Origin of the sequence: Embleya sp. NPDC050493 (assembly GCF_044458105.1) — a bacterium.
In the GTDB taxonomy this organism is placed as follows: Bacteria; Actinomycetota; Actinomycetes; order Streptomycetales; family Streptomycetaceae; genus Embleya.
Genome location: NZ_JBITHP010000040.1, coordinates 24,531 through 48,780, shown reverse-complemented (window position 1 = coordinate 48,780; position 24,250 = coordinate 24,531). Strand labels below are relative to the sequence as shown.

At 72.9% G+C, this 24,250-nt stretch carries 22 protein-coding genes and 1 tRNA gene; 12 read left to right on the top strand and 11 right to left on the bottom strand.

The annotated features are described in order from the left end of the window. Nucleotides 1-127: 127 nt before the first annotated feature. Nucleotides 128-322, bottom strand: coding sequence for a hypothetical protein (locus tag ACIBM5_RS42925; RefSeq protein WP_396012123.1), 195 nt, complete (start codon nucleotides 320-322; stop codon nucleotides 128-130). 617 nt (nucleotides 323-939) lie between these two features. Here ACIBM5_RS42925 and ACIBM5_RS42920 point away from each other — a divergent pair. Further along, a complete protein-coding gene (locus tag ACIBM5_RS42920; protein ID WP_396012122.1) occupies nucleotides 940-1,746 on the top strand; it encodes a sugar phosphate isomerase/epimerase family protein in 807 nt (268 codons plus the stop codon). A 255-nt stretch (nucleotides 1,747-2,001) separates the two neighbouring features. On the opposite strand, the gene ACIBM5_RS42915 is transcribed toward ACIBM5_RS42920, so the two are convergent. The 3 genes from ACIBM5_RS42915 to ACIBM5_RS42905 all read right to left on the bottom strand — a co-directional run bounded on the left by ACIBM5_RS42915 (nucleotide 2,002) and on the right by ACIBM5_RS42905 (nucleotide 5,194). Further along, nucleotides 2,002-2,826 carry a hypothetical protein gene (locus ACIBM5_RS42915; RefSeq protein WP_396012121.1) on the bottom strand — a complete coding sequence of 275 codons (825 nt, stop codon included), beginning with the start codon at nucleotides 2,824-2,826 and terminating at the stop codon, nucleotides 2,002-2,004. 323 nt (nucleotides 2,827-3,149) lie between these two features. Next, entirely contained in the window at nucleotides 3,150-3,794 is a 645-nt protein-coding gene (locus ACIBM5_RS42910; protein WP_396012139.1) for a response regulator, read from the bottom strand. 53 nt (nucleotides 3,795-3,847) lie between these two features. Then, nucleotides 3,848-5,194, bottom strand: a complete 1,347-nt coding sequence (locus ACIBM5_RS42905) for a sensor domain-containing protein (protein WP_396012120.1) — start codon at nucleotides 5,192-5,194, stop codon at nucleotides 3,848-3,850. Between the two features lie 117 nt (nucleotides 5,195-5,311). On the opposite strand from ACIBM5_RS42905, the gene ACIBM5_RS42900 reads away from it, so the two are divergent. Beyond that, a complete protein-coding gene (locus ACIBM5_RS42900) occupies nucleotides 5,312-5,665 on the top strand; it encodes a hypothetical protein (protein WP_396012119.1) in 354 nt (117 codons plus the stop codon). Here the strand turns inward: ACIBM5_RS42900 and ACIBM5_RS42895 are convergent. After that, entirely contained in the window at nucleotides 5,662-6,279 is a 618-nt protein-coding gene (locus ACIBM5_RS42895; RefSeq protein ID WP_396012118.1) for a CGNR zinc finger domain-containing protein, read from the bottom strand. The genes ACIBM5_RS42900 and ACIBM5_RS42895 overlap by 4 nt on opposite strands. A gap of 38 nt (nucleotides 6,280-6,317) precedes the next feature. On the opposite strand from ACIBM5_RS42895, the gene ACIBM5_RS42890 reads away from it, so the two are divergent. Continuing rightward, nucleotides 6,318-7,646 carry an MFS transporter gene (locus ACIBM5_RS42890; RefSeq protein ID WP_396012117.1) on the top strand — a complete coding sequence of 443 codons (1,329 nt, stop codon included), beginning with the start codon at nucleotides 6,318-6,320 and terminating at the stop codon, nucleotides 7,644-7,646. A 177-nt stretch (nucleotides 7,647-7,823) separates the two neighbouring features. Here ACIBM5_RS42890 and ACIBM5_RS42885 read toward each other — a convergent pair whose 3' ends face one another. After that, nucleotides 7,824-9,251 carry an MFS transporter gene (locus ACIBM5_RS42885; RefSeq protein ID WP_396012115.1) on the bottom strand — a complete coding sequence of 476 codons (1,428 nt, stop codon included), beginning with the start codon at nucleotides 9,249-9,251 and terminating at the stop codon, nucleotides 7,824-7,826. 26 nt (nucleotides 9,252-9,277) lie between these two features. Continuing rightward, the gene (wrbA, locus tag ACIBM5_RS42880) at nucleotides 9,278-9,940 is read right to left on the bottom strand and encodes an NAD(P)H:quinone oxidoreductase (protein ID WP_396012114.1); all 663 of its coding nucleotides are present in this window, start codon (nucleotides 9,938-9,940) and stop codon (nucleotides 9,278-9,280) included. Nucleotides 9,941-10,089: 149 nt separating this feature from the next. Here wrbA and ACIBM5_RS42875 point away from each other — a divergent pair, with 149 nt between their 5' ends. Together ACIBM5_RS42875 and ACIBM5_RS42870 are read left to right on the top strand one after the other, a co-directional pair. After that, entirely contained in the window at nucleotides 10,090-10,542 is a 453-nt protein-coding gene (locus ACIBM5_RS42875) for a MarR family winged helix-turn-helix transcriptional regulator (protein ID WP_396012113.1), read from the top strand. A gap of 122 nt (nucleotides 10,543-10,664) precedes the next feature. Further along, a complete protein-coding gene (locus ACIBM5_RS42870; protein ID WP_396012112.1) occupies nucleotides 10,665-11,180 on the top strand; it encodes a DinB family protein in 516 nt (171 codons plus the stop codon). Between the two features lie 478 nt (nucleotides 11,181-11,658). Here ACIBM5_RS42870 and ACIBM5_RS42865 read toward each other — a convergent pair whose 3' ends face one another. Further along, nucleotides 11,659-12,729 (bottom strand): LacI family DNA-binding transcriptional regulator, encoded by a 1,071-nt coding sequence (locus ACIBM5_RS42865; RefSeq protein ID WP_396012111.1) that lies wholly within the window; start codon nucleotides 12,727-12,729, stop codon nucleotides 11,659-11,661. A 213-nt stretch (nucleotides 12,730-12,942) separates the two neighbouring features. Between ACIBM5_RS42865 and ACIBM5_RS42860 the strand changes: the two genes are divergently transcribed. The 5 genes from ACIBM5_RS42860 to ACIBM5_RS42840 all read left to right on the top strand — a co-directional run bounded on the left by ACIBM5_RS42860 (nucleotide 12,943) and on the right by ACIBM5_RS42840 (nucleotide 19,195). Beyond that, the gene (locus ACIBM5_RS42860) at nucleotides 12,943-14,112 is read left to right on the top strand and encodes a Gfo/Idh/MocA family protein (RefSeq protein ID WP_391585695.1); all 1,170 of its coding nucleotides are present in this window, start codon (nucleotides 12,943-12,945) and stop codon (nucleotides 14,110-14,112) included. Next, complete coding sequence (locus tag ACIBM5_RS42855; protein ID WP_396012110.1) at nucleotides 14,109-15,281, top strand: dihydrodipicolinate synthase family protein; 1,173 nt, start codon at nucleotides 14,109-14,111, stop codon at nucleotides 15,279-15,281. The genes ACIBM5_RS42860 and ACIBM5_RS42855 overlap by 4 nt, the downstream gene beginning before the upstream one ends. A gap of 163 nt (nucleotides 15,282-15,444) precedes the next feature. Further along, nucleotides 15,445-16,332 carry a sugar phosphate isomerase/epimerase family protein gene (locus ACIBM5_RS42850; protein ID WP_396012109.1) on the top strand — a complete coding sequence of 296 codons (888 nt, stop codon included), beginning with the start codon at nucleotides 15,445-15,447 and terminating at the stop codon, nucleotides 16,330-16,332. Between the two features lie 327 nt (nucleotides 16,333-16,659). After that, nucleotides 16,660-17,769: a glycerate kinase gene (locus tag ACIBM5_RS42845; protein ID WP_396012108.1), complete on the top strand. Its 1,110-nt coding sequence runs from the start codon at nucleotides 16,660-16,662 to the stop codon at nucleotides 17,767-17,769. A 268-nt stretch (nucleotides 17,770-18,037) separates the two neighbouring features. After that, nucleotides 18,038-19,195 carry a methyltransferase gene (locus tag ACIBM5_RS42840; protein WP_396012107.1) on the top strand — a complete coding sequence of 386 codons (1,158 nt, stop codon included), beginning with the start codon at nucleotides 18,038-18,040 and terminating at the stop codon, nucleotides 19,193-19,195. A 292-nt stretch (nucleotides 19,196-19,487) separates the two neighbouring features. Here ACIBM5_RS42840 and ACIBM5_RS42835 read toward each other — a convergent pair whose 3' ends face one another. Continuing rightward, nucleotides 19,488-20,168: a MarR family winged helix-turn-helix transcriptional regulator gene (locus tag ACIBM5_RS42835; protein WP_396012106.1), complete on the bottom strand. Its 681-nt coding sequence runs from the start codon at nucleotides 20,166-20,168 to the stop codon at nucleotides 19,488-19,490. Between the two features lie 9 nt (nucleotides 20,169-20,177). On the opposite strand from ACIBM5_RS42835, the gene ACIBM5_RS42830 reads away from it, so the two are divergent. Further along, nucleotides 20,178-21,425, top strand: coding sequence for an MFS transporter (locus ACIBM5_RS42830; protein ID WP_396012105.1), 1,248 nt, complete (start codon nucleotides 20,178-20,180; stop codon nucleotides 21,423-21,425). Nucleotides 21,426-21,435: 10 nt separating this feature from the next. Next, nucleotides 21,436-21,507 (top strand) — tRNA-Arg (locus ACIBM5_RS42825). Nucleotides 21,508-22,115: 608 nt separating this feature from the next. Here ACIBM5_RS42825 and ACIBM5_RS42820 read toward each other — a convergent pair. After that, nucleotides 22,116-23,273: an amidohydrolase family protein gene (locus ACIBM5_RS42820; protein ID WP_396012104.1), complete on the bottom strand. Its 1,158-nt coding sequence runs from the start codon at nucleotides 23,271-23,273 to the stop codon at nucleotides 22,116-22,118. Nucleotides 23,274-23,409: 136 nt separating this feature from the next. After that, a complete protein-coding gene (locus ACIBM5_RS42815; RefSeq protein WP_396012103.1) occupies nucleotides 23,410-24,078 on the bottom strand; it encodes a tetratricopeptide repeat protein in 669 nt (222 codons plus the stop codon). Between the last annotated feature and the right edge of the window lie 172 nt (nucleotides 24,079-24,250).

The window sequence follows — 24,250 nt, the reverse complement described above, 5'->3', positions numbered from 1 at the left end:
GGGACGAATCCGGTGGTCGGGACGGGCGACACTTCGACCGACGCGGCCCCATGGCGGCGGTCGGTCCCGGTCTCCGGGGGGTGCGGGTTCTCGTCTTCCTGGTCCCGGCTGGACAATCCCGCGTGGGTCACGCGGACATCGGCGGCCTGTCCGGGCCGGGCGCACCGAACGCGTCGGACGTGTCGAACGCGCCGGGGGCGCCGAGCGCGTCGAACGCGTTGAACGCGCCGCACGCGACGCATGCGCCAAGGGCGTCGAACGCGATTCCCGGCACCGGTTCGACGTCCGCGCGCGACCCGAACGACGACAAATGCACACGCACGTGATGACTCTCCTGTTTCCGCAGATTCCGCCCCATGCTCGGGCTCAGGTCGACGATTCTGCGGCACGAAGGGGGCCTTGCCACAAGGCCCCCGGTGCGTTATAAGTTGTATATGGCGAGGAGTGGATATCTCCCTCGCCATTTTCATGTCCGGCGTTCATGTCGGGGGTTCACGTCCGCTTTCCTGTCGGGCTTTCCCGTCCGGCGGACGAACGGCCTCCCACGCGAAGCACCGGCGTGCGCGCCGCAGTCGGCGGGGGCGGGTGCCGAGTCCATCGCCGGCGACCGGTCGACGGGCGACCCGGTCGACATCGGCGCGGTGGGCACATGCTCTCGGCGAGCGGCCTCTACGGCAACCCCGCCGCAGACGTGACCGTGGCGCGCTGCACCGGCGAGTCGGGACTCGGCAAGTCGGCGATTCGGTGGGCCGCGAGGGCTCCTACGTCCCGCATCACCCGCTCGGCCGAGCCGAAGCGCCCGGATCGGCGTGGCGGCGGGCCACGCTTGACCGGCTGTCCGACGGCGATCTAACCTCGCGTACGGAAAGCGCTTTCCGGTCAACGATCCGGGCCGGCCGGTCGGTGGCGCGGGGTCGGGCCAGGGAGTCGAGGACACACGTGAGCACACCCGAGCGTGCGAAACGATGGGCGTTCAGCACGCTCGGCGCGCCCGGCCGGCCCCTGTCCGAGCACCTCGCCCGGGCCCTGCAGCACGGCTGCACGGGTCTCGAACTGCGGGTACATCAGGACGAGTTCGTGCACCTGGAGCTATCCGTCGGGGAACGCCGGGACATCCGCGCCCGAATCGCCGACGCCGACCTCGCCGTGCCGTGCCTGGCCGGCTACGCCGGCATCTGCGCGCCCACCCCCGACCCGGTCGTGCTGTCCACGATCAGCCGGCTCCTGGACCTCGCGCACGACCTGGGCGCACCGGCCGTCCGGATCTTCCCGGGCGGCACCGGCGAAGGCGACGCCGAACGCGCCGGGCACCGACTGGCAATGCTGCTTCCGGAAGCGACCGCGCGCGGGGTGACCATGCTGGTCGAGACGCACGACTCGCACCCCACGGGCGCGGCGGTCGCCTCCCTGGTGCGACCGTTCGCCGGCGCGGTCGGGGTGATCTGGGACGCGTTGCACCCGTGGCGGCACGGCGAGCAGCCCGCCGACACGGCCGAGGCCCTCGCCGGGCTGCTGCGCTACGTGCAGATCAAGGATGCCGCGTCCGCCATCGACACCACGCCGGTCCCCCTGGGCACCGGGTCCGTGCCGCTGACCGCCATCGGAACCATCCTGCGCGAACACGACTGGCGGGGCTGGGTGTCGTTGGAGTGGGAGAAGGCCTGGTACCCGGACGTGGCCTCGCTCGACGAGGTGTTGCCCGCCGCGGCCGACTGGGTGGACCGCTTCGGCTCGACGACCGAGTAGCGGAGCCGCCCGAGCACGGCGCGCGCGGTGGGCGAACGGGGCGAAGGCGTACAGCCGATGGCCGATCGTCCACGGGACGCCCGACCGTCCGCGCGCAGTGCCTCGCAGCCAGGGGGCGCCCCACCGTTCGCACGTCCCGCAGGACACGTGGGTGCCGCACCGTTCGTGCGCGGTGTCTCGCACCCACGGGACGCCCCGCGTCCGCGAGGTGCCGCGCCGTTCGCGCGGTGCGTGCCTCACCGGCCATGGGGCGCCTTACCAGCCGCCTTCGAAGAAGGCGGCGAGTCCCGGCCTCGGGTCTGTCGCGTTGCCCGTGTTCACCACCGCGACGACGATCAGGACCAGCGACGACAACACCGTGAGAACGCCGAACGCCCCCGACAGACGCCTCGTTCGCCGGTCGGACGACGCCGTCCTCGCGTACCTCCGCCACGACACCGCACTCATCCCGATCAGGACGACCGCCAGGACCGCCCCGAGCACGGCCATCGCCAGGTGGTACCGGGCGAAGTCGTCGATCATCATGTCGAGGGGCGGCGGAGTCTGCTCGCCCGCGCCCGAGGGGGCGGCCAGTCGCTGTCGGACCTGGTCGAGCGTGGCGGCGAGTTCCCCGTCGCGGGCACCGGTCGGCAACATCGACAACAGCGACGCGAAGGGCGCCACCGCACCCTGGATGTTGGCCACCGTCGTCACCGCCGCGAACAGCGCGAGAAGCGTGACGAGAATGCCGGCCGACGCGAGGCCGACGCGCTGCCCCGCGCCGAGACCGCCGGCGCGCAGGAACGCCTTGCGGACGAGAACGCCGAGCGTGACGAGCACGATCAGCAGGATCGCCGCGATCACGGCCTTGGCCACGTGGTAGCGGAACCAGTAGTCGACGACCCGTTCCATGCCCGGGGAGAAATCCCGATTGCCGGCATTCCAGTATTCGACGAACGCCTTGCGGAAGGATTCGGCGAGGTTGCCCTCGTCGAGTGCGGCGCCCGACCCGGTCGCCGCCAACGCGCCGGGGCCGACGAAGAGGGCGACGAAGAGCGCCACGGCGAGGACGACGAGCGCGGCGAGTGTGCGGCCGGGCATACCTGCGAATCGGGGCGGGGCTACGCGACCTTGCCGCGGGCCCGTGGTGTGTGGTGTTGCTGTCATGCCGACCACGGTTTCGCACCGACGGCCCCCGGTCACCGGGGCAGGCCGGACACTCGGGGGTATGGCAGGCCACACCCTCGCGCCGAGCCGGCGGCCACCGGGGGAGGGTGGAGGAGGGTCGAATCCGGATGGAGCCGACCGCCTTCGGCCCCCGGAGAGTTGGGGCTCGGGGGTTCGGCCGCCGGGGGCTCGGCCCTCCCGGAGGCTCGGCATCCCGGGGTTCGGCATTCGGGACGGGTTCGGTTTCCGAGACGGGTTCAGCCTCTGAGATAGGTGAGGACTGCGAGTACTCGGCGGTGCCGGGCGTCGTCGGGCAGCAGGCCGAGTTTGGCGAAGATGTTGCCGATGTGCTTCTCCACCGCGCTGGCGGAGACCACCAGTTGCCGGGTGATGGCGGTGTTGGAACAGCCCTCGGCCATCAGTGCCAGGATCTGCCGTTCTCGCGGGGTCAAAGTGCCCACGGGGCTGTCCCGGCGCTGCTCCGTCAGCAACTGGGCGACGACCTGGGGGTCGAGTACCGTCGCGCCGTGGGCCACGCGGTCCAGTGCGTCCAGGAACTCGGCGACCCTGGCGACCCGGTCCTTGAGGAGGTAACCCACCGCGCCGGAACCGTCCGCGAGGAGGTCGCCGGCGTAGGAGGCCTCGACGTACTGGCTGAGCATCAGCACGGGGGTTCCGGGGAGGTGCGAGCGGGCGGCGATCGCCGCGCGCAGTCCCTCGTCCGTGTGGGTCGGCGGCATGCGCACGTCGACGATGGACACGTCCGGACGGTGTGCGAGCACCGCCTCCACCAGGGAGGGACCGTCGCCGACCGCGTCCACCACCTGGTGACCGTCCTCGACGAGCAGCCGGACCAGGCCCTCGCGCAGCAGCACCGAGTCGTCGGCCACGACGATCCGCAACGAACCGCGCACCGCACGGTCCGGGACCGACCCGGGCGCTCCTTCGTCCGGGGTCAGCAACACGGCAACACGGCGGTGATCGTGGTCGGGCCTCCGGAGGGGCTGTCGACCTCCAGCCGACCGCCGACCGCGCGCAGCCGCTCGTCCAGCCCCCGCAGTCCGTGCCCCTTGGCCGGCGCGGCGCCGCCCACCCCGTCGTCCGTCACCCACACCCGCAAGATTCCCCCACTGTGCCGTAGTGCGATCGTGCAGCGCCGCGCATGGCTGTGCTTGGCCACGTTGGTGAGCGTCTCCGCGACCACGAAGTACGCCGCCGTCTCGATGTCGGCGGCCGGCCGACGGTCCAGGGGAACCGTATCGAGTTCGGCGGGGACGGTGGAACGCGCGGCCAGGGCGGTGAGCGCGTCGTTCAAGCCGCGGTCCACCAGGATCGGCGGGGCGATGCCGCGCGAGAGCGCCCGCAACTCCTCCAGCGCCTCCTGCGTCTGCACGATCGCGTCGGCGAGGGCCGCCCGGACGGTCTCCGGCCTGCTGTCGAGGTAGTGCTGGGCCCGCCCCAACTCCATTGCCAGGCGCACCAGTCGTTGCTGGGGACCGTCGTGGATGTCGCGCTCCAGTCGGCGCAACGCGGTTGCCTCGGCCGTCACCGCGGCCACGGTCTGCGCGCGGGCGGTGTCGCGCTCCTGCTCCAGGCCGCTGATCCTGTGATGCAACGCGGACGCGTGGGAGAGCAGCGCCTGCCCCAACCCGACCTGGGCGGTGGTGCATGCCCGAGTCACCAGCGGCAGGGTGACCAGCAACAGCAGGCCGACGGTGGTGCCGAAGGCGACCCGATCGCTCGGCGACGACAACCCCAGGCTGACGGTGACGTGCGATTCGGCGCTGCCCGCGTTCAGGGACAGCGGACGCAGCGACCCGGGCGGTGCGTACCGGTAGCGCAAACCGCACGTGACGCAGGCGAGTCCGACGAACCACCACAGTGCGGTCACCATCGACGTGACCAGGGCGACCGGGAACACCACCACCGCGTGGACCACCTCGAGCCACCGGCCGCGGGCGGACGCGGCGGCGCCTCCGGGCGGCCTCGACGGCACATCGCCGCGTTCCTCCGCCGCGGCCGGGGGACGAACCCTGGCAATGCGCCACCGTTCCAGATCGGCGCACCACCGCGCCGGTGCCAAGGCGCGGGTCGCGACCGGCGATCCCCCGGGCAGCAGCAGAGCGACCGTCGCGACGAACACTCCGCCGAGCACCGCCAGGAGGCCGGCCCCGGCGGTCACCGGCGCGGTGAGCAGGTAGAGCGATTGCCCGAGCGTGTGCCGCCCCGTACGGGAGACGACCCCCGCGCCCGACCACCTCCACCACCGACCCCGGACCACGGAGGAGAGCGAGTTGGTCATGGCCCATACGCTAATACGGCTGCGGAACGGCCTCCGCCGGCCGTTCCGGCACCGGCGTCGACATCGGCGAACTGCCCGGTATCCGCGCGCCGGTCTCGGTGCGCGGCCCGGCGGCGAATGCCGGGTGCGAAGACCACGTACGTACCGGCGCCGTACCGGTCGTCGCCCTCGATCACCTCGCCGAACGTGGTCGCGGACCGGGACGTGCTGTACGTGGACCGTGGCGACCCGGCCACCGGCGCCGAGTCGGGCGCGGGCGTCGACCTGTGCCTGCACCCGGTCGGGATCGACCACAGCGCCGGCCACGCCGCACGGGTGCGCTCACGCGCAGCATGGTGCTGCCGGCCGCACCGCGAGGGCGGCCGACCCGACTACGCAGTGCGGCCGTTGCCCGTACGCACCGACGAGACGCCGGCCCCGTTGATGGATGGGGCGACGGAGCACCCGGGCGTTCCGCGGCGGCTGCGCTAGGCCCGAGTTCGTCGGTGGGCCGCCACTCGCTCGCGGGTGGCGCAGCGGCGGGAGCAGTAGCGGCGGGGCGGGCCGCTGCCCTCGTTGGTGAAGACGTGGTGACAGGTGCCGGACGCGCACACGCCGCCGGGCGGCCGTTGTCGATCCCACACCAGGATGGTCAGCGCCAGGCAGGACGAGGCCAGGAACCACTCGCCCCACGGGGCGTCGTCGTCGCTGTCCAGATGCGGATGCCAGGGGCTGCGCCCGTCGTGCGAGGTGAGCCGGAGGGCACCTCGGCCACGACGCAGCAGGCGGTTGAGCGCGGCTGCGGCGGTGGCCACGTCCTCGGCGGCGAAGACGTCGCGCAGCAGTACGGCGGCGGCACGCAGGTCGGTGACGTCGGCCGGGGACAGGTCGATCGGGTCGGGCTCGCCATGGGCCCGCAACAGATCCGCGAGGGCCGCCGGCGATGGCGTCGCCGGAACCCGATCCGTCGCCGTGGCCCGGGCCGCCGCCGGATCGTCCCCGGTCAGGGCGTTGACCAGGGCCACCGTCCGGCGGGCCACGGCCTGGACCGAGTGGCGGGTGGATCGATCGTCGTTCGTGGGAGGCACACCTCGAATGTAACGCATCTGGCGAAGGTTTGAGTTACCTGCGTAACGTTCTGAGCATGGCAAAGCGTTACGGAATGTGGTCGTACACGGTAGGGGCAGCGGCCGCGCGTACGGGCGACGAGATGTCGGGGCCGGCGCTGCTCCTGGCCGGATTCGCGGTCACCGGGTCGGCGGCCACCGGGTCCGCGCTGCTCGCGGCCGTCACCGCGTCCGCGGCGCTCGGCGGCCCGCTCCTCGGTGTGCTGCTGGACCGGTCGGCGCGGCCCGGCCGGTTGCTCACCGGGGCATTGGCCGGCTACGCGGCGGCGCTCGCGGTGATCGTGCTGTGCCTGGGACCGCTCCCGCTCCCGGTGATCCTCCTGATCGCGGCATGCGCGGGCCTGGCGGCTCCGGCCCTGGCCGGCGGCTGGACCGCGCAACTGCCGCGCGTCGTACCGGCCGCGAGGTTGCCCCGCGCCACCGCGCTCGACGCGATGACCTTCAACCTGGCCGGCCTGACCGGACCGGCCCTGGCCGGCGTCGTGGCCGGCCTGGCGGGCGCCCGCGTCGCCGTGGTCGCCTCGATCGCACTGATCTGCCTCGCGCTGCCCGCGGCCCGGACGCTGCCCCCATCCCGAGACCACCCGCGGCGAGCGCGGTCGACCACGTCGATCGGTACCGACCTGGCCGCCGGCTTCCGGGCCGTCTTCCGCACCCCGCCGCTGGCCCGGGCCACGGTCGCGTCGATGTCGTCCTGCGTGGGCCAGGGCATCCTGGTCGCGTACAGCCCGCTGTTGGGCGAACAGGTCTTCGGCTCCGCCGCGCACGGCACGATCCTGCTCTCGGTCGTGGCCGGCTCGGCCCTGACCACCAACGCACTCCTCGCCCGCCGGCCGCACGCCGTCCGCCCGGACACGGTGATGTGGTGCAGCGCACTGATCCTGGCGATTGCGTTCCTCCTGGCGTCGACCGGCCGGCCGATGTTGCTGATCGCCGCGATGTTGCTCGCCGGTATCGGCGAAGGCCCGCAGCTGACCGCGCTGTTCGCGATCCGCCACCGCGAGGCCCCGGACCGGCTCCGCGGTCGGATCTTCACCACCGGCGCAAGCCTGAAGATCACCGCCTTCGCCCTCGGCGCGGCCCTCACCGGCCCACTGACCACCCACGCACACCCGATCCCCCTGTACGCGGCAACCACCTTCGAAGTCCTCGCGGCACTGACCTTCGCGCACCTGCGCCGGCCCCGACCCGCCGCACACGTGCGCTCCCGACCGACGCCGTCGCTCCCTGCGCCCGCGCCCACGCCGACCCGACCCGACCAACCCGACCCGCGAACGCATGCCACCCCCGTCCGCCGAGAGCCCCCGGAGCCCGCCACCGCCACCGAGGCTCAGCCGCCCACCTAGCCGGCAATAGCCCATGCGCCGTCGAGGAGTTCGCGGTCCGAGATCGATGTGGAACCACTCCGCGTCGCTCCGGAACCGGAACCACGCCGCCTCGCGGGCCAGGCGTTCGACCTCGTCTCGCCTCGGTACTCGTCCGCCGGGAGACCCACACGGCGACGCCGGGCCTGCCGTTCGCGCTCAGGTGCGCCGGTGGCGCGGAAGAAGCATGCCGACCACGGCGATTGCCACGGCCAGACCTGCGGCTATGAGGAACACGAGGTCATACCCGTCGGCCAGGGCGTTCGCTGAATCGGCATCGGACGCATGGGCTGCCCGGGCGGCCGCGGCCGTGGCGAACGCGGCAAGCCCGAGCGATCCGCCCACCTGGACGGCGGTGTTCGCCAGACCGCCGGCCGTACCCGCGTCCCGGCCCGCGACCCCGGCGGTGGCGGCAGCCATCAAGGTCGGGAAGGTCAGACCGATGCCGGCCGCGATCAGCAAGGTCGGGCCGAGCACGTCCGCGAGGTAGCCGCTGTCCGCATCGGCCCGGGACAGCAGGCCGAAGCCGACCACAAAGCACCCCGAGCCGCCGAGGACCGACAGGCGCGCACCGACGCGCGGAAGCAGGATCGCCGATTGTCGGGCAACCAGCATGAACGCGACGGCGGCCGGGGTCTGGCCGAGCCCGGCGCGTAGGGCGCTGTAGTCGAGTACGTTTTGGAGGAACAGCGACGTGAAGTACCACATGGCGATGGTGATCCCGCCGAACAGCAAGAGCGTCAGGTTCCCGACGGCCACACCGCGGAGACCGAAGAGTCGCAACGGAAGCATCGGTTGCGCGGCGAACCGGGCCTCGACGACGGTGAACACCGCCAGTAGCACCAGTCCGGCGGCGGTCGGCGCGACGACGTGCGGGGACGTCCAGCCGAATTCGGTGCCCTGCATGACACCGTAGATCAGCGCGGCGAGACCGGCCGTACCGGTGACCGCGCCGGTCAGGTCGAGCGACGTGCCCCGTTCGGCGCGTACGCCGGGCAGGACGGTCATCGCCACGGCGACGAGGACCGCGCCGATCGGCATGTTGATGAGGAAGACCCACCGCCACGACAGGCCCGTGGTGAGCGCGCCGCCCGTCAGCGCACCGGCCATCCCGCCGACGCCGCCCGCGGCCGACCAGGCGCCGAACGCCCGGGCGCGGGCGTGTTCTTCGGTGAAAGTGGTGTTGAGGACGGCCAGAGTCGTCGGGGCCAGCACCGCGGCCCCGACACCTTGGGTGATGCGGGCGCCCACCAGGATTTCCGGAGTACCGGCGAGGCCGCCGACCAGGCTCGCCGCGGAGAACACCGACAGCCCGGCGACGAGCATCCGGCGGTGGCCGAATACGTCGGCGGCACGGCCGCCGAGCAGCATGAAGCCGGCGAAGGTGAGCAGGTAGCCGTTCACCACCCAGGCCAGTCCGGTCGAGGTGAAGCCGAGGTCCTGGCGGACGGACGGCAGCGCCACGTTCACGATCGACGCGTCCAGGATGACCATGAACTGGCACGCGCAGGCCAGGGCCAGGATCAGCGAAGCGGGGCCGGAGCGGGGTGCGGTGGCTGCGGGTTCGGTGGTTGGGGTGGTGGTCATGGCTTCCCCTCGTGGCAGACGGAGACTCATGCGGCCCGGGTGGCGGGCGTGCCGCCGTCACGCGGTGCGTCGCCGGTGCTGTCACGGCCTGCGAGGAGCCGGTCGGTGATGGCGACCAGGCGGCGACCCTGGTAGGCGGCCGCGGCCGGCGCCGCATCGTCGGGCCCCTCCCCGGTCGGGCCTGTGACGGCGGAAGTGCCGTAGGGGTTGCCGCCCGCCGCATGGACGGTGGGGTCGGTGAATCCGGGCGGCACGATCAGCGCGCCCCAGTGGTAGAAGACGTTGCTCAGCGACAGGATCGTCGCCTCGCTGCCGCCGTGCCGGTTGTACGCCGACGTGAAGGCGGTCACGGGCTTGTCCGCCAGACCGCCCTCGCGCCACAGGCCGCCGGCTTGGTCGAGGAACTGCTTGAGCTGTGCGGCGGGTGCCCCGAATCGGGTCGGTGTGCCGAACGCGAAGGCATCGGCCCAGGCCAGGTCGTCGATCGCGGCTTCGGGGATGGACGCGGTGGCATCGGCGTGGCGGCGCCACAGCGGGTTCTCGTCGATCGAGTCGTCGGGCGCGAGCTCGGCGGCTCGGCGCAGGCGCACGTCCGCTCCGGCCGCGGCGGCGGCGTCCGCGAGGGCCCTGGCGAGAGCATGCACCGAACCGGTGGCGCTGTAGTAGACGACGGCGATCTTGGCGGTCATGTACGGCTCCTGGGGAAGGCGAGGGCGGGTGCTGCGCGTTGAGGCGTGCGGCTGCCGGAACCGCCCTCGGGGTGGTGCGCGTAGAATGCTTACGCGCATAAGATTAGCTGCATAATGTTATGCGCCTAAGTATTTCGTCAAGGAGGACCGTGGACTTCGCCCAAGCCGATGCCCTCAACCAGGCCATCCGACTGTTGAGCCTGCGGCACCGGGCCCGGGCCGCCGCGCTGATCGCGCCGCTCGGACTGCACCCCGGCCAGGAGGCGCTTCTGCTCGAACTCGCCCGCACCGGCCCGCGCATCCAGGCCCAGTTGAGTGACGCGCTCGGGGTGGAGCCGCCGAGTGTCACGCTGATGGCCCGCAAGCTGGAAGCGTCGGGACACATCCGTCGCACGCAGGCCCCTTCCGACAAGCGCGCGAGCATCGTCGAGTTGACCGACAGCGGCCGGGAACTCGCCGAACAGATCAAGGAGCTGTGGTGGAAGCTCGGCGAGGAGACGGTGGCAGGGATCGCCGAGGCGACGGTGGCCGGGCTGCCCCGCGTACTCGCGGCGATGACGGCCAACGTCGACGCGCGTCGCGCCGGCACGGGCGAGTCATGAACCTCGGACGGCAACGAAGTGCCGACTTGCAAGGGCAGCCCGACCAGCCCGGACGCTCCACCCATCGCCCCACACGAATAGCCGGGCGTGCTCTCCCGGCGGCACAGGAGGTATCCGCCGACATGGCACCGGAACTGCAGCGCCCTCCGCTCCAGGCGGACGAACGTACGGCAATCATCGGCTGGCTCGACCTGCAGCGGCAGATCCTGCGCTGGAAATGCGAGGGTTTGAGCGATGCGGACGCACACCGCTCGGTCATCCCGACGTCACCGGCCATGACGATCGCCGGCCTTGTCTCCCACATGCGCTGGACCGAGCACATGTGGCTGGAGGTACTGTTCCTCGGCGGCGACGCGCGGCGGAACCCGTCCTTCGACGAGTCCACCGAGGACGCCGACTGGCGCACCGACGGCCGCCCGCTCGCCGAACTCCTCGCGGAGTATGAAGCCCAGTGCGCCCGCAGCAACGAGATCGCCGCCGGGGCGTCCCTCGACGACATCGGCCGCCACACCGGGTTCCGCTCGGGCAGCGCCAACCTCCGCTGGATGCTGATCCACCTCGTCGAGGAGACCGGCCGCCACGCCGGACACGCCGACATCGTCCGCGAACTGCTCGACGGAACGAGGGGCTACTCCTGAGTCACGCCGGTCGGCCCCGGCCCGGCCGCGAGAGGGCGCCGGACTCGTCCGGAAGACGCTGCGTCGGCGCCCTCCCGGCCGCTTCGCCCCGGTAGCCCCCTTCGTCGCCGTCCACAGCGAAGGCCGCCCAGCGTCGACCGACAGGACATCAACGCACGCGCGGACTGTCCGGTCCCGGACCCGACGCCCGCCCCGACACGTACCGCCGTCGGCAAGCACCCGGAGCATCACCCCGATGCCGTCGAGGTCCGTTCCCCTCCCCGCCGACGCACGCGACCCACGTGTCGCTCCGCGTGAACCCGACCGACGGGGCGGGGAACACCCTCGCCCGGACGATCGTGCGGGCATACGCGCTGCCGAACAAGTAGCCCTCGAAGGAACCACGGCGGCGGCCGCTCCGGCGATGCACGGCATCGGACGCCGCCGAGCCCGCCGCGGGATTGCAGCCCCGCCCCGGGCCGCGTCCGGCGGACGCGGCCTAGCGCGGCGCGGTCGTGGTGCTGCTGCGGACGACGAGTTCCGTGTCCAGGTCGAGGGTGCGGGGCTCGATGGTCGGGCCGGTGAGGATCATGTCCATCGCGCGGGCGCCGATGTCGGCCAGCGGCAGTCGGATCGTGGTCAACGGGGGATTCAGGTCGGCGGCGAACGGCAGGTCGTCAAAGCCGACCACCGAGATCCGTTCGGGTACGCGCAGCCCCAGGTCGTCGCGGAGCGCGGCCAGGACGCCGGCGGCCATCACGTCGTTGAGGACCACGATCGCGGTCAGTTCGGGCGCGCGGGTCACGAGCGTGCGGGCGGCGACCCGGGCCTGCTCCCGGGTGAAGCCGCCGTCGATCACCTGTGCCGCGGGCAACGCCACGCCCAGGGAGCGAAGTTGCCGGCGGGCGCCGTCCAGCCGGTCGCGCACGGTGGTCAGCGCGCGCGGGCCGGAGACGATGCCGAAATTGCGGTGGCCGAGGTCGTACAGGTGCCGCACGGCGAGCGCGGCGCCGGGCCGGTTGGCGGGGCGGACCGTGTCCGAGGCGATCCCGTGCGCACCGACGGCGACCACGTGACCGCCGTCGGCGCGGTAGGCGTCCACCTCGGCGGCCAGACGTCGGGTGAACTCGTGATCGGCGAAACCACTGCCGGCCAGCACCACCGCGCGGGCACGTTGGGCGCGCAGCCGGGCCAGGTAGTCCAGTTCGAGTTCCGGGTCGCGGAAGGTCGCGGCGAGCATGACGAGCAGGCCGTGTTCGCGGGCGACGCCCATCGCGCCGGCGGCGATGGCGGCGAAGTACGGGTCGGCCACGTCGTGCACGACGACGCCGACCACCGTGGTCGTCGACCGGGCCAGGGCCTGGGCGGGCGCGTTGGAGACGTAGCGCAGTTCGCGGGCGGCGTCCAGGACGCGGCGGCGCAACTCCTCCCCCACGATCCGGGTGCCGCTGCTGCCGTGCAGGGCGCGCGAGGCGGTGGCCGAGGACACACCGGCACGCTCGGCCACCTGCTGCAGGGTGACGGGGCCTCCCGGGCGGGTCGCAGGCGGATCGGAGGTCGGATTCGGCATGGGCACACAGTAGCGATTGGAAAGCGCATACCCAACTTGTCGGGGCGGGCAACGGCTCCCGAGCCGCATGAGTGCGGTGATCCCTTGACCTGATCGTCGCGCCGCCCTAACTTACGGGAAAGCGCTTTCCCAGCGGGAAGCAAGGCCGCGACCACCACCCGGCGCGCCCGATCGGCCCACCGCTTCCGTTCCGTCCGCTTTTGAGAGGCCCCCATGACCACCCACACCCTCGGCGTCGTGATGAACGGCGTCACCGGCCGGATGGGCTACCGTCAGCATCTGGTCCGTTCGATCCTGGCCATCCGCGACCAGGGCGGCGTCGCGCTCGCCGACGGGTCCAGGGTCCGGCTGGAACCGGTCCTGGTCGGCCGGGACGCGGAGAAGTTGCGCGCGATCGCCGAGCGGCACGGCATCGACGCGTGGACGACGGACCTGGACGGCGCGCTGGCCGACCCGGCCAATTCGATCTACTTCGACGCACAGGTGACCACGGCCCGCGAGCAGGCGATCCACGCGGCGATCGCGGCGGGCAAGCACGTGTACACCGAGAAGCCGACCGCCGAGACGCTCACCGGCGCACTCGACCTGGCCCGGGCCGCCGACGCCGCCGGTGTCAAGCACGGCGTGGTGCAGGACAAGCTCTTCCTGCCCGGCCTGCTCAAGCTGCGTCGGCTGATCGAGGGCGGCTTCTTCGGCCGGATCCTCTCGGTACGCGGCGAATTCGGCTACTGGGTGTTCGAGGGCGACTGGCAGCCCGCCCAGCGCCCGAGCTGGAACTACCGCTCCCAGGACGGCGGCGGCATCGTCGTGGACATGTTCTGCCACTGGTCCTACGTGCTGGAGAACCTGTTCGGTCGGGTCGAGGCGGTGACCGCGAAGGCGGTCACGCACATCCCCACCCGGTGGGACGAGCAGGGGCGCGAGTACCCGGCGACCGCCGACGACGCCGCATACGGCATCTTCGAACTCGCAGGCGGAATCGTCGCGCAGATCAACTCCTCCTGGGCGGTGCGGGTCAACCGGGACGAACTGGTGGAGTTCCAGGTGGACGGCACCGAGGGCAGCGCGGTCGCGGGCTTGCGCCGCTGCCGGGTGCAGCACCGGTCGGCGACCCCGACTCCGGTGTGGAACCCCGACCTTCCGGTCACCGAGCCGTTCCGGGACCAGTGGCAGGAAGTGCCGGACAACGCGGGGGACGCCGGCTTCGACAACGGATTCAAGGTGCAGTGGGAGGACTTCGTCCGGCACGTGGTGGCCGACGAACCGTTCGCCTTCGACTTCCTCGCCGGGGCACGCGGCGTGCAACTGGCCGAGTGCGGGCTGCGCTCCTCGGCCGAGGGCCGTCGGGTGGAGCTGCCCGTGCTGGATGGGAAGTCCGCATGACCGCCGACCTGTTGCTGCCCACCACGAGCGGCGCACTGGAGGCGTACCGGCCCACCGGGGTCTACCTCGGTGCGGCCCCCGGCGGGCCGGCCTTTCGTAGCCGCACCGCATACGCCGCCGCGCACGTGGTGGCCGACCCGCTCGCGGACAACACCCCGGGCCGGCCGGCCGTGCCGGACTGGGACGCCACCCTCGCCTTCCGGCACCACCTGTGGTCGCACGGGTTCGCGGTCGCGGACGCGATGGACACCGCGCAGCGGAACATGGGCCTGAACTGGGCGGCCACCGCCGAACTGATCCGGCGCAGCGCCGCCGAGGCGGCCACGGTCGGCGATCCGTACACGCTGATCGCGTGCGGCGCGGGCACCGACCACGCCGACCCGGACCTGACCGTCGATCAGGTGATCGCCGCCTACACGGAACAGGTCGCGGTGGTCGAGGAATCGGGCGCCAAGGTGGTGCTGATGGCCAGCCGTCAGCTGGCCGCGGCAGCGCGCGGCGCCGAGGACTACCGCCGGGTGTACGGCGCGCTGCTCCGGCAGGTGCGGCGTCCGGTCGTACTGCACTGGCTGGGCGAGGTGTTCGACCCGGCGCTGGCCGGCTACTGGGGATCGGCCGACGTGGACGCGGCGACCGAGGTCTTCCTGGAGCTGGTGCGCGAGCACGCGGACCGTGTCGACGGGGTCAAGGTCTCGCTGCTCGACCGCGACCACGAGATCCGGTTGCGCGCGGAACTCCCTTCGGGCGTACGGCTCTACACCGGGGACGACTTCCATTACCCGGAGCTGATCCGGGGCGACGACCGGCACTTCAGCCACGCGCTGCTCGGCATCTTCGACGCGATCGCCCCGGTTGCGGCGGGCGCGCTGCGCGCGCTGGATGCGGGCGACTCGGCGGGCTACGACGCCCTGTTCGCACCGACGGTCCCGCTGTCGCGGCATCTGTTCGCCGCCCCCACCTATCACTACAAGACCGGCATCGTCTTCCTCGCCTGGCTCACCGGCCACCAACCCGCGTTCACCATGATCGCCGGTGCCCAATCGGCGCGCTCGCTCCCACACTTGGCGCAGGCATATCGCCTCGCGGACGCGGCGGGCCTGCTCCCGGACGCAGACCTGGCGGCCGACCGCATGCGGGCGCTGCTCGCGGTGGCCGGGGTGCGCGCGTGAGGCGGGCGGGCGCACTCGGCGCCGGGCGTCCGGTCTTCGTCCTCCGAGGCGGAGGCAAACGCGGACGCGAGCCGGGCACGACTACGGAGGCGGGCACGGAAGTGGGCACGGGGACGGGCCGGGAACGGCATGCGGAAGTGGGCACGGGCACGGGAGCGCCGGCATGAGCACGTTGGATGTACCCAGTGGACGGCCCGCGGCCACGGCCACTCCCGAGGCCGGTGACCCGCGGCTGGCGCGGCTGTCGCTGAACCAGTGGACGACGCGCGAATGGTCGTTGCGCGAGGCGGTGGACGGGTGTGCGCGGGCGGGGCTGCCCGCGATCGGGTTGTGGCGGGACAAGGTCGCCGACGCGGGCCCGGCCGAGGCGGCGAAGCTGGTGCGCGACGCCGGGTTGCGGGTGTCGTCGCTGTGCCGCGGCGGGTTTCTGACGGCGCGTGAGCCGGGCGCGTGGGCCGAGGCGATCGAGGACAACCGCCGTGCGATCGAGGAGGCCGCGGCGGTGGAGGCGGCGTGCCTGGTGCTGGTCGTGGGCGGGCTGCCCGACGGGGACCGGGATCTGTTGGGCGCACGGGAGCGGGTGGCCGAGGCGCTGGCCGAACTCGCGCCGTACGCCGGTGCGCACGGCGTGCGACTCGCGTTGGAGCCGCTGCACCCGATGTACTGCGCCGACCGCGCGGTGTTGTCCACCCTCGACCAGGCGCTCGACCTGGCCGAGCCGCATCCGGTCGGGCAGGTGGGCGTCGTGGTGGACGCGTTCCATGTGTGGTGGGATCCGTACCTGTTCGCGGCGATCGCCCGGGCGGGCGAGCGGATCGCCTCGTACCAGGTCTGCGACTGGGTGTTGCCGCTACCGGCCGACAACCTGCTCGCCCGGGGCATGATGGGCGACGGCGTGATCGACTTCCGGACACTGACGGCGGCGGTCGAGAGGGCCGGTTACACCGGTGACATCGAGGTGGAAATCTTCAACGCCGACGTCTGGGCCGCGAACGGCGACGCGGTGGTCGACACCATGAAGCGCCGCTACGTGACGGAGGTCCTCGCCTGACCCCACCGACCGCGAACCGCCCCCGGGACCCCGGTCGTTGCCACGGCCGTGGCCCGGGGCGACCCGTCGCCCGGTCGCCCCGGTCACCGACTCCGCACATCCGTCGGAAGCACCACCCGATCGGCATCGACGTCGAAGCCGAGAAGCGGGTGGCCGGCGCCGCATGTACGCCCGCACGCCGGTGCGCCACGCACGCCCTACCGTTGGTGGGTCATGTCGCCGTCGTGATCGTTTCGGCCCGTTCGTTCGGGACCGTGCCTCCCGACGAACCTGTCGCCCCATTCCCGGTCGCCATGGCGGCTGGCGAGCAAGAAGGTGGAATGCGTGATGCGCATCGTGATCGCTCCCGACGCGTTCAAGGGCACCGTCGCCGCCGATGCGGCCGCGGGCGCGTTGGCCGAGGGGTGGCTGGGGGTGCGGCCCGGGGACGAGGTGGTGGGGCTGCCGCTGGCCGACGGTGGTGAGGGCACGCTCGACGCCGTGGCGCGGGCGGTACCCGCAGCCGTGCGGGTGCCGGTGCTCGGTGCGCCCGGTCCCGACGGGCGGCCCGTCGACACGGCCTGGTTGCGGCTGCCGGACGGTACGGGCGTCGTCGAGTTGGCCGCCGTATCCGGGTTGCCGCTGATGGCCGCGCCGGACCCGATGGGCGCCCACACCGCCGGCCTCGGCGTGGTCGTCGGCGCGGCGCTGCGGGCGGGGGTGTCCGCCCTGGTGGTCGCGGTGGGCGGCTCGGCCTCGACGGACGGCGGAGCGGGCGCACTGGCCGCGCTCGGCGCCCGCTTCCGCGATCTCGACGACAAGGAACTACCGTACGGCGGAGGGGCTTTGGCCCGCCTCTCGGCGATCGACACGACCGGCTTGGCGACACCTCCGCCCGGCGGCGTGCAGATCCTCACCGACGTCACCAACCCGCTGCTGGGCCCGACCGGCGCGGCAGCCGTGTTCGGCCCGCAGAAGGGCGCGTCCGCCGCCGACGTCACCGCCCTGGACGCGGGTCTCGCGCGCCTGGCCGCCCTCCTCGGCGGCGACCCGGCCGCCGCCGGAGCCGGTGCCGCCGGTGGTACGGCGTACGGGTTCGCCGCCGCGTGGAAGGCCTCGATCGTCCCCGGCTCCATCCGCGTGGCCGAACTCGCCGGCCTGCCCGACGCGCTGGCCGGCGCGGACCTCGTGATCACCGGCGAGGGCCGCTTCGACGCCACGTCCACGCACGGGAAGGTGGTCGGCACGGTGCTCGACCTCGCCCACCACGGCTCCGGCGTGCCGGTGGCCCTGGTCGCCGGATCGGTGGCCGCGCCGCTGCCGGCGGGTGTCGTGGCCGCCACCGACCTGACCCGCCTCGCCGGCTCGACGGCCGCGGCCCAGGCCGACGCCGCACACTGGCTGCGCCGGGCCGGCGCCGTACTGGCGGAACGCTTCGACCTCGGCCACACAGACTGACGCTCCGACGAAGCGCCCGGGCGGATCGCCGCCACCGGGCCACACTGCGCACCGCACCCTGCTCACCGCCGGCCCGGGCTCGGAGGCGGCCCGCCCGCTCGGGCCCGGTCCCAGCGCGCGCAGGCGGCCCCACGGGGACGGCTTCGATCGTGGGCGGCCGATGCCGGTCCCGTCGACCGGCGCCCGATCGGCGGCCCCGTCCGACCCGTCCCGCGGCGGAGCGACCGCCGAGCGACCGCACCCCGGGCCCGGCTAGGCTGGGTGGACAATGAACCGTTTCTCTGCGCCTTCCGGCGAGTTCGAGCTCACCCGTTACCCCGAGGATCCCCGCGATCTGCTGCGCGCGTGGGACGCGGCCGACGAGTACGTGCTGCGGCACCTCGCCGGGATCGACGACGACAAGCCGACGGATCTGTCCGGCAGCGTCGTGGTGGTGGGCGACCGGTGGGGCGCGCTGGTCACCGCGCTGGCCGAGTCCCGGCCGGTACAGATCAGCGACTCCTTCCTCGGCCAGGAGGCCACCCGAGCCAACCTGGCACGGAACGAGGCGGACCCCGACTGGGTGCGGTTGTTGTCGACCCGGGACGCACCGCCGGAGCGCATCGACGTACTGATCGTCCGGGTCCCGAAGAACCTGGCCCTGTTGGAGGACCAGTTGCACCGGCTCGCGCCGAGCGTGCACGCGGACACCGTGGTGGTCGGTACCGGGATGACCACCGAGATCCACACCTCGACGCTCAAGCTGTTCGAGCGCATCATCGGCCCGACCCGGACCTCGCTCGCGGTCAAAAAGGCCCGGCTGATCTTCACCACACCCGACCCCACGCTCCCGCGTACGGCGAGCCCCTGGCCGCGCAGCTACACGCTGCCCGCCGACGTCGGCGCGGGATCCGGGATCGTGGTCACCAACCACGCGGGCATCTTCTGCGCCGACCGACTCGACATCGGTACCCGCTTCCTGCTGCGCAACCTCCCGCGCCGCACCGGTCGCGACCGGGTGGTGGACCTGGGCTGCGGCAACGGCGTGGTGGGTACCGCGGTGATGCTGGCCAACCCGCGCTCGGACGTGTTGTTCGTGGACGAGTCGCATCAGGCCGTCGCCTCGGCGCGGGCCACGTTCCAGGAGAACCTGGGATCGGATGCCGGTGCCGAGTTCGTGGTCGGCGACGGTCTGACGGACGTGCGGGCCGAGAGCGTCGACCTGGTCCTGAACAACCCGCCGTTCCACACCCATCGGGCCACCACCGAGGCCATCTCGTGGCGGATGTTCGCCGGTTCGCGTGCGGCGCTGCGCTCCGGTGGCGAACTGTGGGTGATCGGCAATCGGCACCTGGGTTACCACGTCAAGCTGCGCCGACTGTTCGGCAACTGCGACATCGTGGCCAGTGACCCGAAGTTCGTGGTGCTGCGGGCCGTCAAGAACTGACCGGAGCCGAACCGGGGGCACGCGGTGCCGGGGACGCGCGGCGCCGGAGGACAGGGGCTACCGGGGCACGAGGCGCCGGGGTGCGGGAGTGCGCGGGCGCGGGCGGGAGCACGGGCGCGGGCGCGGGCGCGGGAGAACATCCGGGAGCGCCCGAAAGCAACGTGCGCATCGGTCGCGCCTGCGTGTCCCCGCTCCGGGGCCGGACGCCGACCCGGGCTCGGACGCCGACCCGCACCCGGACGCCGATCCGCGCCCGGATGCCGACCGAGTACGTCCCTACCCCCGCGCCACCTCAGCCGGCGTTCTCCACCCGCAGCAACATCCGCTTCAGCAGCGCGATCAGTACGTCCTGATCCGCCTCCTCCAAGGGGTCGACCATCGCGCGTTCGGCCCGGTCAAGCAGTTTCATCGCGGCCGTCCAGTGCGCGCGGCCCGACTCGGTGAGTTCGACATCGACCCGGCGACGGTCGTCGGTGCCGCGGATGCGTCGGATCGAACCGGCCTCCTCCAGGGTGTCCAGCCGGCCGGTGATCCCCGCCGGCGACACCATGAGCTCCGCGGCCAGTTCGGACGGCGTGGCCCGGTAGGGCGTACCGCGCGAGGCCAGTCGGTGCAGCGTGTCGAACTCGAAGGCCTGGAGCCCGACCTCGGCAAGCGCACGTCCCTTGACCTGTGCCAGGTGCTTGGTCAGCATCTGGATCCGGGTGACGATCCCCTCCACGCGCTCGTCGAACGGCGCCTTGTGCCGCCACCGCGCGATGTGCCGGTCGACCGAATCCTCGACGGCGACCCCCGCCTCGGCCTCGGCGGACACGTCGACGGCACCCGCGCCGCCGGCCTCGCCCTCGGGTCGGGCCGGACCGTCGGCGCCGCCGTCCCGTGCCCGTCTCTGTCCCCGGCCCTCACCGTGCATGCGGCCATTATGCTCGGCCGATGATAATTCGTTGACGAATGATTTGCTGACGAAATACATTCCGGTGCCATGACCCCTGCCACGCGCCGGCTCCTGCTCGGCCGCACCTTCGCCGCCCTTGCGACGGCCCTGATCCCCACCACGCTGACCCTGGCTCTCGTACACACCGGCTCGGGCACCGATCTGGGTCTGGTACTGGCCTGCGAACTACTGCCGATGTTGCTGCTGCTCCCGGTCGCGGGCGTGATCGCCGACAGCTTCCCCCCGCACCGGGTGATCCTGGCCGCCGACCTGGTCCGTGCCGGCGCCCAGCTGGCGATCGGCGCCGAACTGCTCGCGGGCCCGGTGCGAATCCCGGACCTGGCGATCCTGTCCGCGCTCACCGGCGCCGCCGTGGCCTTCGGCACCTCGCCGATCCACACGCTGGTGGTCGCGGTGGTGCCCGAGTCGGAGCGGCTGCGGGTCAACGCCCGGCTCGGCGTCGCGCAGGGCCTCGCCCAGGTGGCGGCCCCCGCTGCCGCCGGCACCCTGATGCTCGCCGTCGGGGCCGGCTGGTCCTCGCTGCTGACCGGCCTGCTGTTCGTCGGGTCCGCCGCCACGTTCGGCGGCCTGCGCCCCGAACGCGTCGTGCGCAAGACCGAACGCGGGCCATTCCTCGGCGAGTTGCGCGCGGGTTGGGTGGAGACCCGGCGCCATCCCTGGTTCCTGGCCAATGTCGTCGCGCACGGCGTCTGGCACCTGGCGGCCGGCTTCCTGCTCACCCTCGGCCCGATCATCGCGGTGGACCGACTCGGCGGCGACCGCTCGTGGGTGATCATCGCCCAGGTCGGCACCGTCGGCGTACTGCTCGGCGCCCTGATCGCATCCCGGCTGCCCGTGCGCCGCCCACTGGTGGCCACCTCGATCGGCGCCGCCCTGTACGGCCTCCCACTCGCCGCCCTCGCGCTGCGGGCACCGCTGACGGTCGTCGCCACCGCCTACTTCCTGGCCATGCTCGGTCTGGGCGTGCTGAGCCCGTTGTGGCAGACCACGCTGCAACACCGCATCCCGTCGGAAGCACTGGGCCGGGTCGGCTCGTTCGACACGCTGATCTCCTTCGCCACGCGCCCGCTGGGCCTGGCGATCGCCGCCCCCGTCGCCGCGGCGATCGGCACGAGCACCCCGCTGCTGGTCGGCGCGGCGTTGGTGGTGGCCACGAACGCGGGTCTGCTGCTGCTGCCGGACGTACGCGCGATCGCGTCCGCGCCGAAGGCCACCCCCGCCGCTCGCGCCCGATTGCGCCGGCCCTCGTCCCCCGGGCGCGGCACCGGCGTGTGAGCGACGACAGCGGCGTGTAGCTCAGCAGTAGAGCACCGGACTTCGGATCCGGAAGGCGCGGGGGCAGCACCCGCCATGCCGGCCGGGAACGACAACGATGAGCGGCGTCAGGGGCCTTCGCCCGCGACCGGCGGCCACGGATACCTCGGTCGGCAATCGGCCCGAGCACTCGGCACCGCCGCGAGCCACGAGAACACGGACACCCGCGAACGCGCCGAGCGCCGGGTCGAGCACCGGCGCCGGGTATTGCGCGGCGTCACGAGCGGGCCCCTCCGGGTGGGTTCGCGTACACCGGTGGCCGAGTCTTCCGTCCGGGTGACGCCCGAGGTGGTCCGCGGCGGCTTCGCCACGGGCGCGGCGAGCGCCGGCGGACCACTGCTGCCGCACGAGATCGAGACCGCGAACCGGGTGGGCGTGCCCGCCGCCCGGCGCGCCCTGTTCGAGTATCACCTCACCGACGCGGGCCTGGCCGAGCCGACCGAGACGCTGGAGCATGGACGCTACGAGGTGGCCGTGCCCGAGGAGGCCGCACTGCTCGCGGTGCCCGGCCGGCGTGGGCCGGCGACCGCGCCGCCACGCTGCGCCTCCACGAGACGATCGAACGGTTCCCGGATCGGCTGCGCTTCCCGCCGCGACCCACGTCGGCCCCGCCTGCGGACGCGAGCACGGCGTACCGGCGGCGGGGGCGGGTCAACGAATCCGGGTTCCGTTGCGCCACACGCCTCGGATGCGCCGGTCCAGTGCGGTCGGGTCCAGGGTGGTGCCGGCGAGCAGGACCAGGTCGGCGCGTTTGCCGACGGCGATCTCGCCCCGGTCGTCGGCGAGGCCGAGCAGCCGCGCCGCGTCGTGGGTGGCCGCGCGGAAGGCACCGGCGGGGCCGAGGCCGACCCGGGACAGGTGCTCGATCTCGCGGAGCACCTCGGTATGCGGTCGAACCGGGTTGTCACTGCCCATGGCGATCGGGACACCCGCTCGGATCGCGAGGCCGACCGCGTGCCGGTGGGCCTCGGCCGCGCCCTCGGCCGCCGCCGCGGGATCGGTCTGCGTACACGACAACGTCGGCACCAGCCAGGTCCCGCGCTCGGCCATCGCGTCGACCGCGGCGTCGTCGAGCCAGGTGCCGTGTTCGACGCTGCGCGCACCCGCGCGGGCCGCGAGCTCCGCCGCCCGCGCGCCGTGCGCGTGCGCCATGACGCCGCGTCCGCCGAGCCGGGCTGCCTCGTCGACGAGCGCGGCCATCTCGCCGGCGGTGAACTGTACGTCGTGCACGCCCCGTCCGGAGGCCATCGCCCCGGACGGCGTCGCCTTGATCCAGTCGGCCCCGGCCCGCACCATCCGCCGCACCACGGCACGCGCGGCATCCGGGCCGTCGAAGACGGGGTCGGGCATCGCCGGGTCGGCGAAGAAGTCCACCGCCCCCACCCGCGGCGTCCAGTGGTCCCCGATCCCGCCGGTGGTACACACCTGCCGCACGCTGATCAACACCTGCGGTCCCTCGATCCACCCCCGCTCGACCGCCATCCGCACGCCCGCATCGGCACCCCAGGCATCGCGCACGGTGGTCACCCCGAGCCGCAACAGCGTCCGCAATACCGGTACCGCCGACAACGGCCTTACCGAGCGCGGCAGTTCGAAGGGATCCCGCAGGGTCTGGGTCAGGCACACGTGGGTATGACAGTCGATGAACCCGGGGACCACCAACTGCTCGGCGCAGTCCACCACTTCGTCCCCGTCGAGGCCGGTCCCGACGGCAACGATCCGACCGCCCTCGACCGCCACATCGGCCGCGCCGACCACGCCGGAGCGTACGTCCAACACCGATCCGCCCCGCAACACCACACGTCCCATGCACCCATCCTGCCTCGCTCGGAACGGTGGTGGCCGGACGACGACGGTCCGCGGAGCCCGGCTTTCGAGATCGCCACGGTGGCGTCGCCCCGGAGGGGGCCCGGCAGCACGGGCGGATCACGCACCGGCGACGGCCTCAGAGCGGGGGAGGCACGTCGCCCGCCAGATCCGAACGGGCCTCCTCGACCATGCGCACGATGCCCTCGGCGCCGGCGGACTTCGCGATCGTGCCCGCCTCCTCGATCAGCGCCCACGCGTCGTCGCGGCGATCCTGCCCGACCGCGATGTACGCCAGCCCGACCAGGTTGGCCGCCACGCCGGGCAGGAAGCCCAGTTCGCGGCGCAGCCGCAGCGATTCCTCCAACCGTTCGCGCGCCACGGGCAACCGGCCGTCGATGTGCGCCGCAATGCCCAGGTGGCGAAGCGCGTACGACATGGTCGCTTTGTCGTCGGCGCTCGTGGCCAGTTGCAGGGACCGCTCCAGCGCGGGCAGCGCGGAGACATGGTCTCCCCGGACCACCTGATGGAACGTGCCGACCCAGAACAGCGCTTCGCCTTCGCCCCGCGCGTCGCCGAGCGAGCGGTAGAGCTCCGCGGCCCGTTCGAACAGGGCCCCCTCGCGGGGGTCCTCGGCGCTGCGATCGGCCAGGAAGCGCGCGTGCGCCACCCGTCCGCGGGCCAGCGCCAAGTCCGCCTCCACCGCGTCCAGTTCCCGGTCGGCCACCGGAAGCCCGGTCGGGTCGCCTCCGAAGACCGCCCGTTCGTAGCACAGTCCGGCCCGTTCGATCCGTTCGTCCGTGCCCATCGTCGCTCCAGCCACCCGAATCCCACGCCTCATCGGGCACGGCGCACCGCGGCAAAACGGCGTCCCCCGCCCGAATCGAGCCGTCCGAGCGGCGAGTCTAGGCCGTGTCCGGCGGATCTTGGCGGATCTTGGCGGATCGGGCGGTGCGGTCGGTGTGGTCGGTGCGGTCGTC

What these genes read in the sequence shown, in the direction of transcription:
- wrbA (WP_396012114.1), bottom strand. Translation starts at nt 9,940, where the DNA reads ATGACCGCCAAGATCGCCGTCGTCTACTACAGCGCCACCGGTTCGGTG.
- ACIBM5_RS42865 (WP_396012111.1), bottom strand. Translation starts at nt 12,729, where the DNA reads ATGCCGAATCCGACCTCCGATCCGCCTGCGACCCGCCCGGGAGGCCCC.
- ACIBM5_RS42820 (WP_396012104.1), bottom strand. Translation starts at nt 23,273, where the DNA reads ATGGGACGTGTGGTGTTGCGGGGCGGATCGGTGTTGGACGTACGCTCC.
- ACIBM5_RS42845 (WP_396012108.1), top strand. Translation starts at nt 16,660, where the DNA reads ATGCGCATCGTGATCGCTCCCGACGCGTTCAAGGGCACCGTCGCCGCC.
- ACIBM5_RS42905 (WP_396012120.1), bottom strand. Translation starts at nt 5,194, where the DNA reads ATGACCAACTCGCTCTCCTCCGTGGTCCGGGGTCGGTGGTGGAGGTGG.
- ACIBM5_RS42890 (WP_396012117.1), top strand. Translation starts at nt 6,318, where the DNA reads ATGGCAAAGCGTTACGGAATGTGGTCGTACACGGTAGGGGCAGCGGCC.
- ACIBM5_RS42830 (WP_396012105.1), top strand. Translation starts at nt 20,178, where the DNA reads ATGACCCCTGCCACGCGCCGGCTCCTGCTCGGCCGCACCTTCGCCGCC.
- ACIBM5_RS42870 (WP_396012112.1), top strand. Translation starts at nt 10,665, where the DNA reads ATGGCACCGGAACTGCAGCGCCCTCCGCTCCAGGCGGACGAACGTACG.
- ACIBM5_RS42860 (WP_391585695.1), top strand. Translation starts at nt 12,943, where the DNA reads ATGACCACCCACACCCTCGGCGTCGTGATGAACGGCGTCACCGGCCGG.
- ACIBM5_RS42895 (WP_396012118.1), bottom strand. Translation starts at nt 6,279, where the DNA reads ATGCGTTACATTCGAGGTGTGCCTCCCACGAACGACGATCGATCCACC.
- ACIBM5_RS42835 (WP_396012106.1), bottom strand. Translation starts at nt 20,168, where the DNA reads ATGTATTTCGTCAGCAAATCATTCGTCAACGAATTATCATCGGCCGAG.
- ACIBM5_RS42915 (WP_396012121.1), bottom strand. Translation starts at nt 2,826, where the DNA reads ATGCCCGGCCGCACACTCGCCGCGCTCGTCGTCCTCGCCGTGGCGCTC.
- ACIBM5_RS42855 (WP_396012110.1), top strand. Translation starts at nt 14,109, where the DNA reads ATGACCGCCGACCTGTTGCTGCCCACCACGAGCGGCGCACTGGAGGCG.
- ACIBM5_RS42885 (WP_396012115.1), bottom strand. Translation starts at nt 9,251, where the DNA reads ATGACCACCACCCCAACCACCGAACCCGCAGCCACCGCACCCCGCTCC.
- ACIBM5_RS42850 (WP_396012109.1), top strand. Translation starts at nt 15,445, where the DNA reads ATGAGCACGTTGGATGTACCCAGTGGACGGCCCGCGGCCACGGCCACT.
- ACIBM5_RS42840 (WP_396012107.1), top strand. Translation starts at nt 18,038, where the DNA reads ATGAACCGTTTCTCTGCGCCTTCCGGCGAGTTCGAGCTCACCCGTTAC.
- ACIBM5_RS42815 (WP_396012103.1), bottom strand. Translation starts at nt 24,078, where the DNA reads ATGGGCACGGACGAACGGATCGAACGGGCCGGACTGTGCTACGAACGG.
- ACIBM5_RS42900 (WP_396012119.1), top strand. Translation starts at nt 5,312, where the DNA reads ATGCCGGGTGCGAAGACCACGTACGTACCGGCGCCGTACCGGTCGTCG.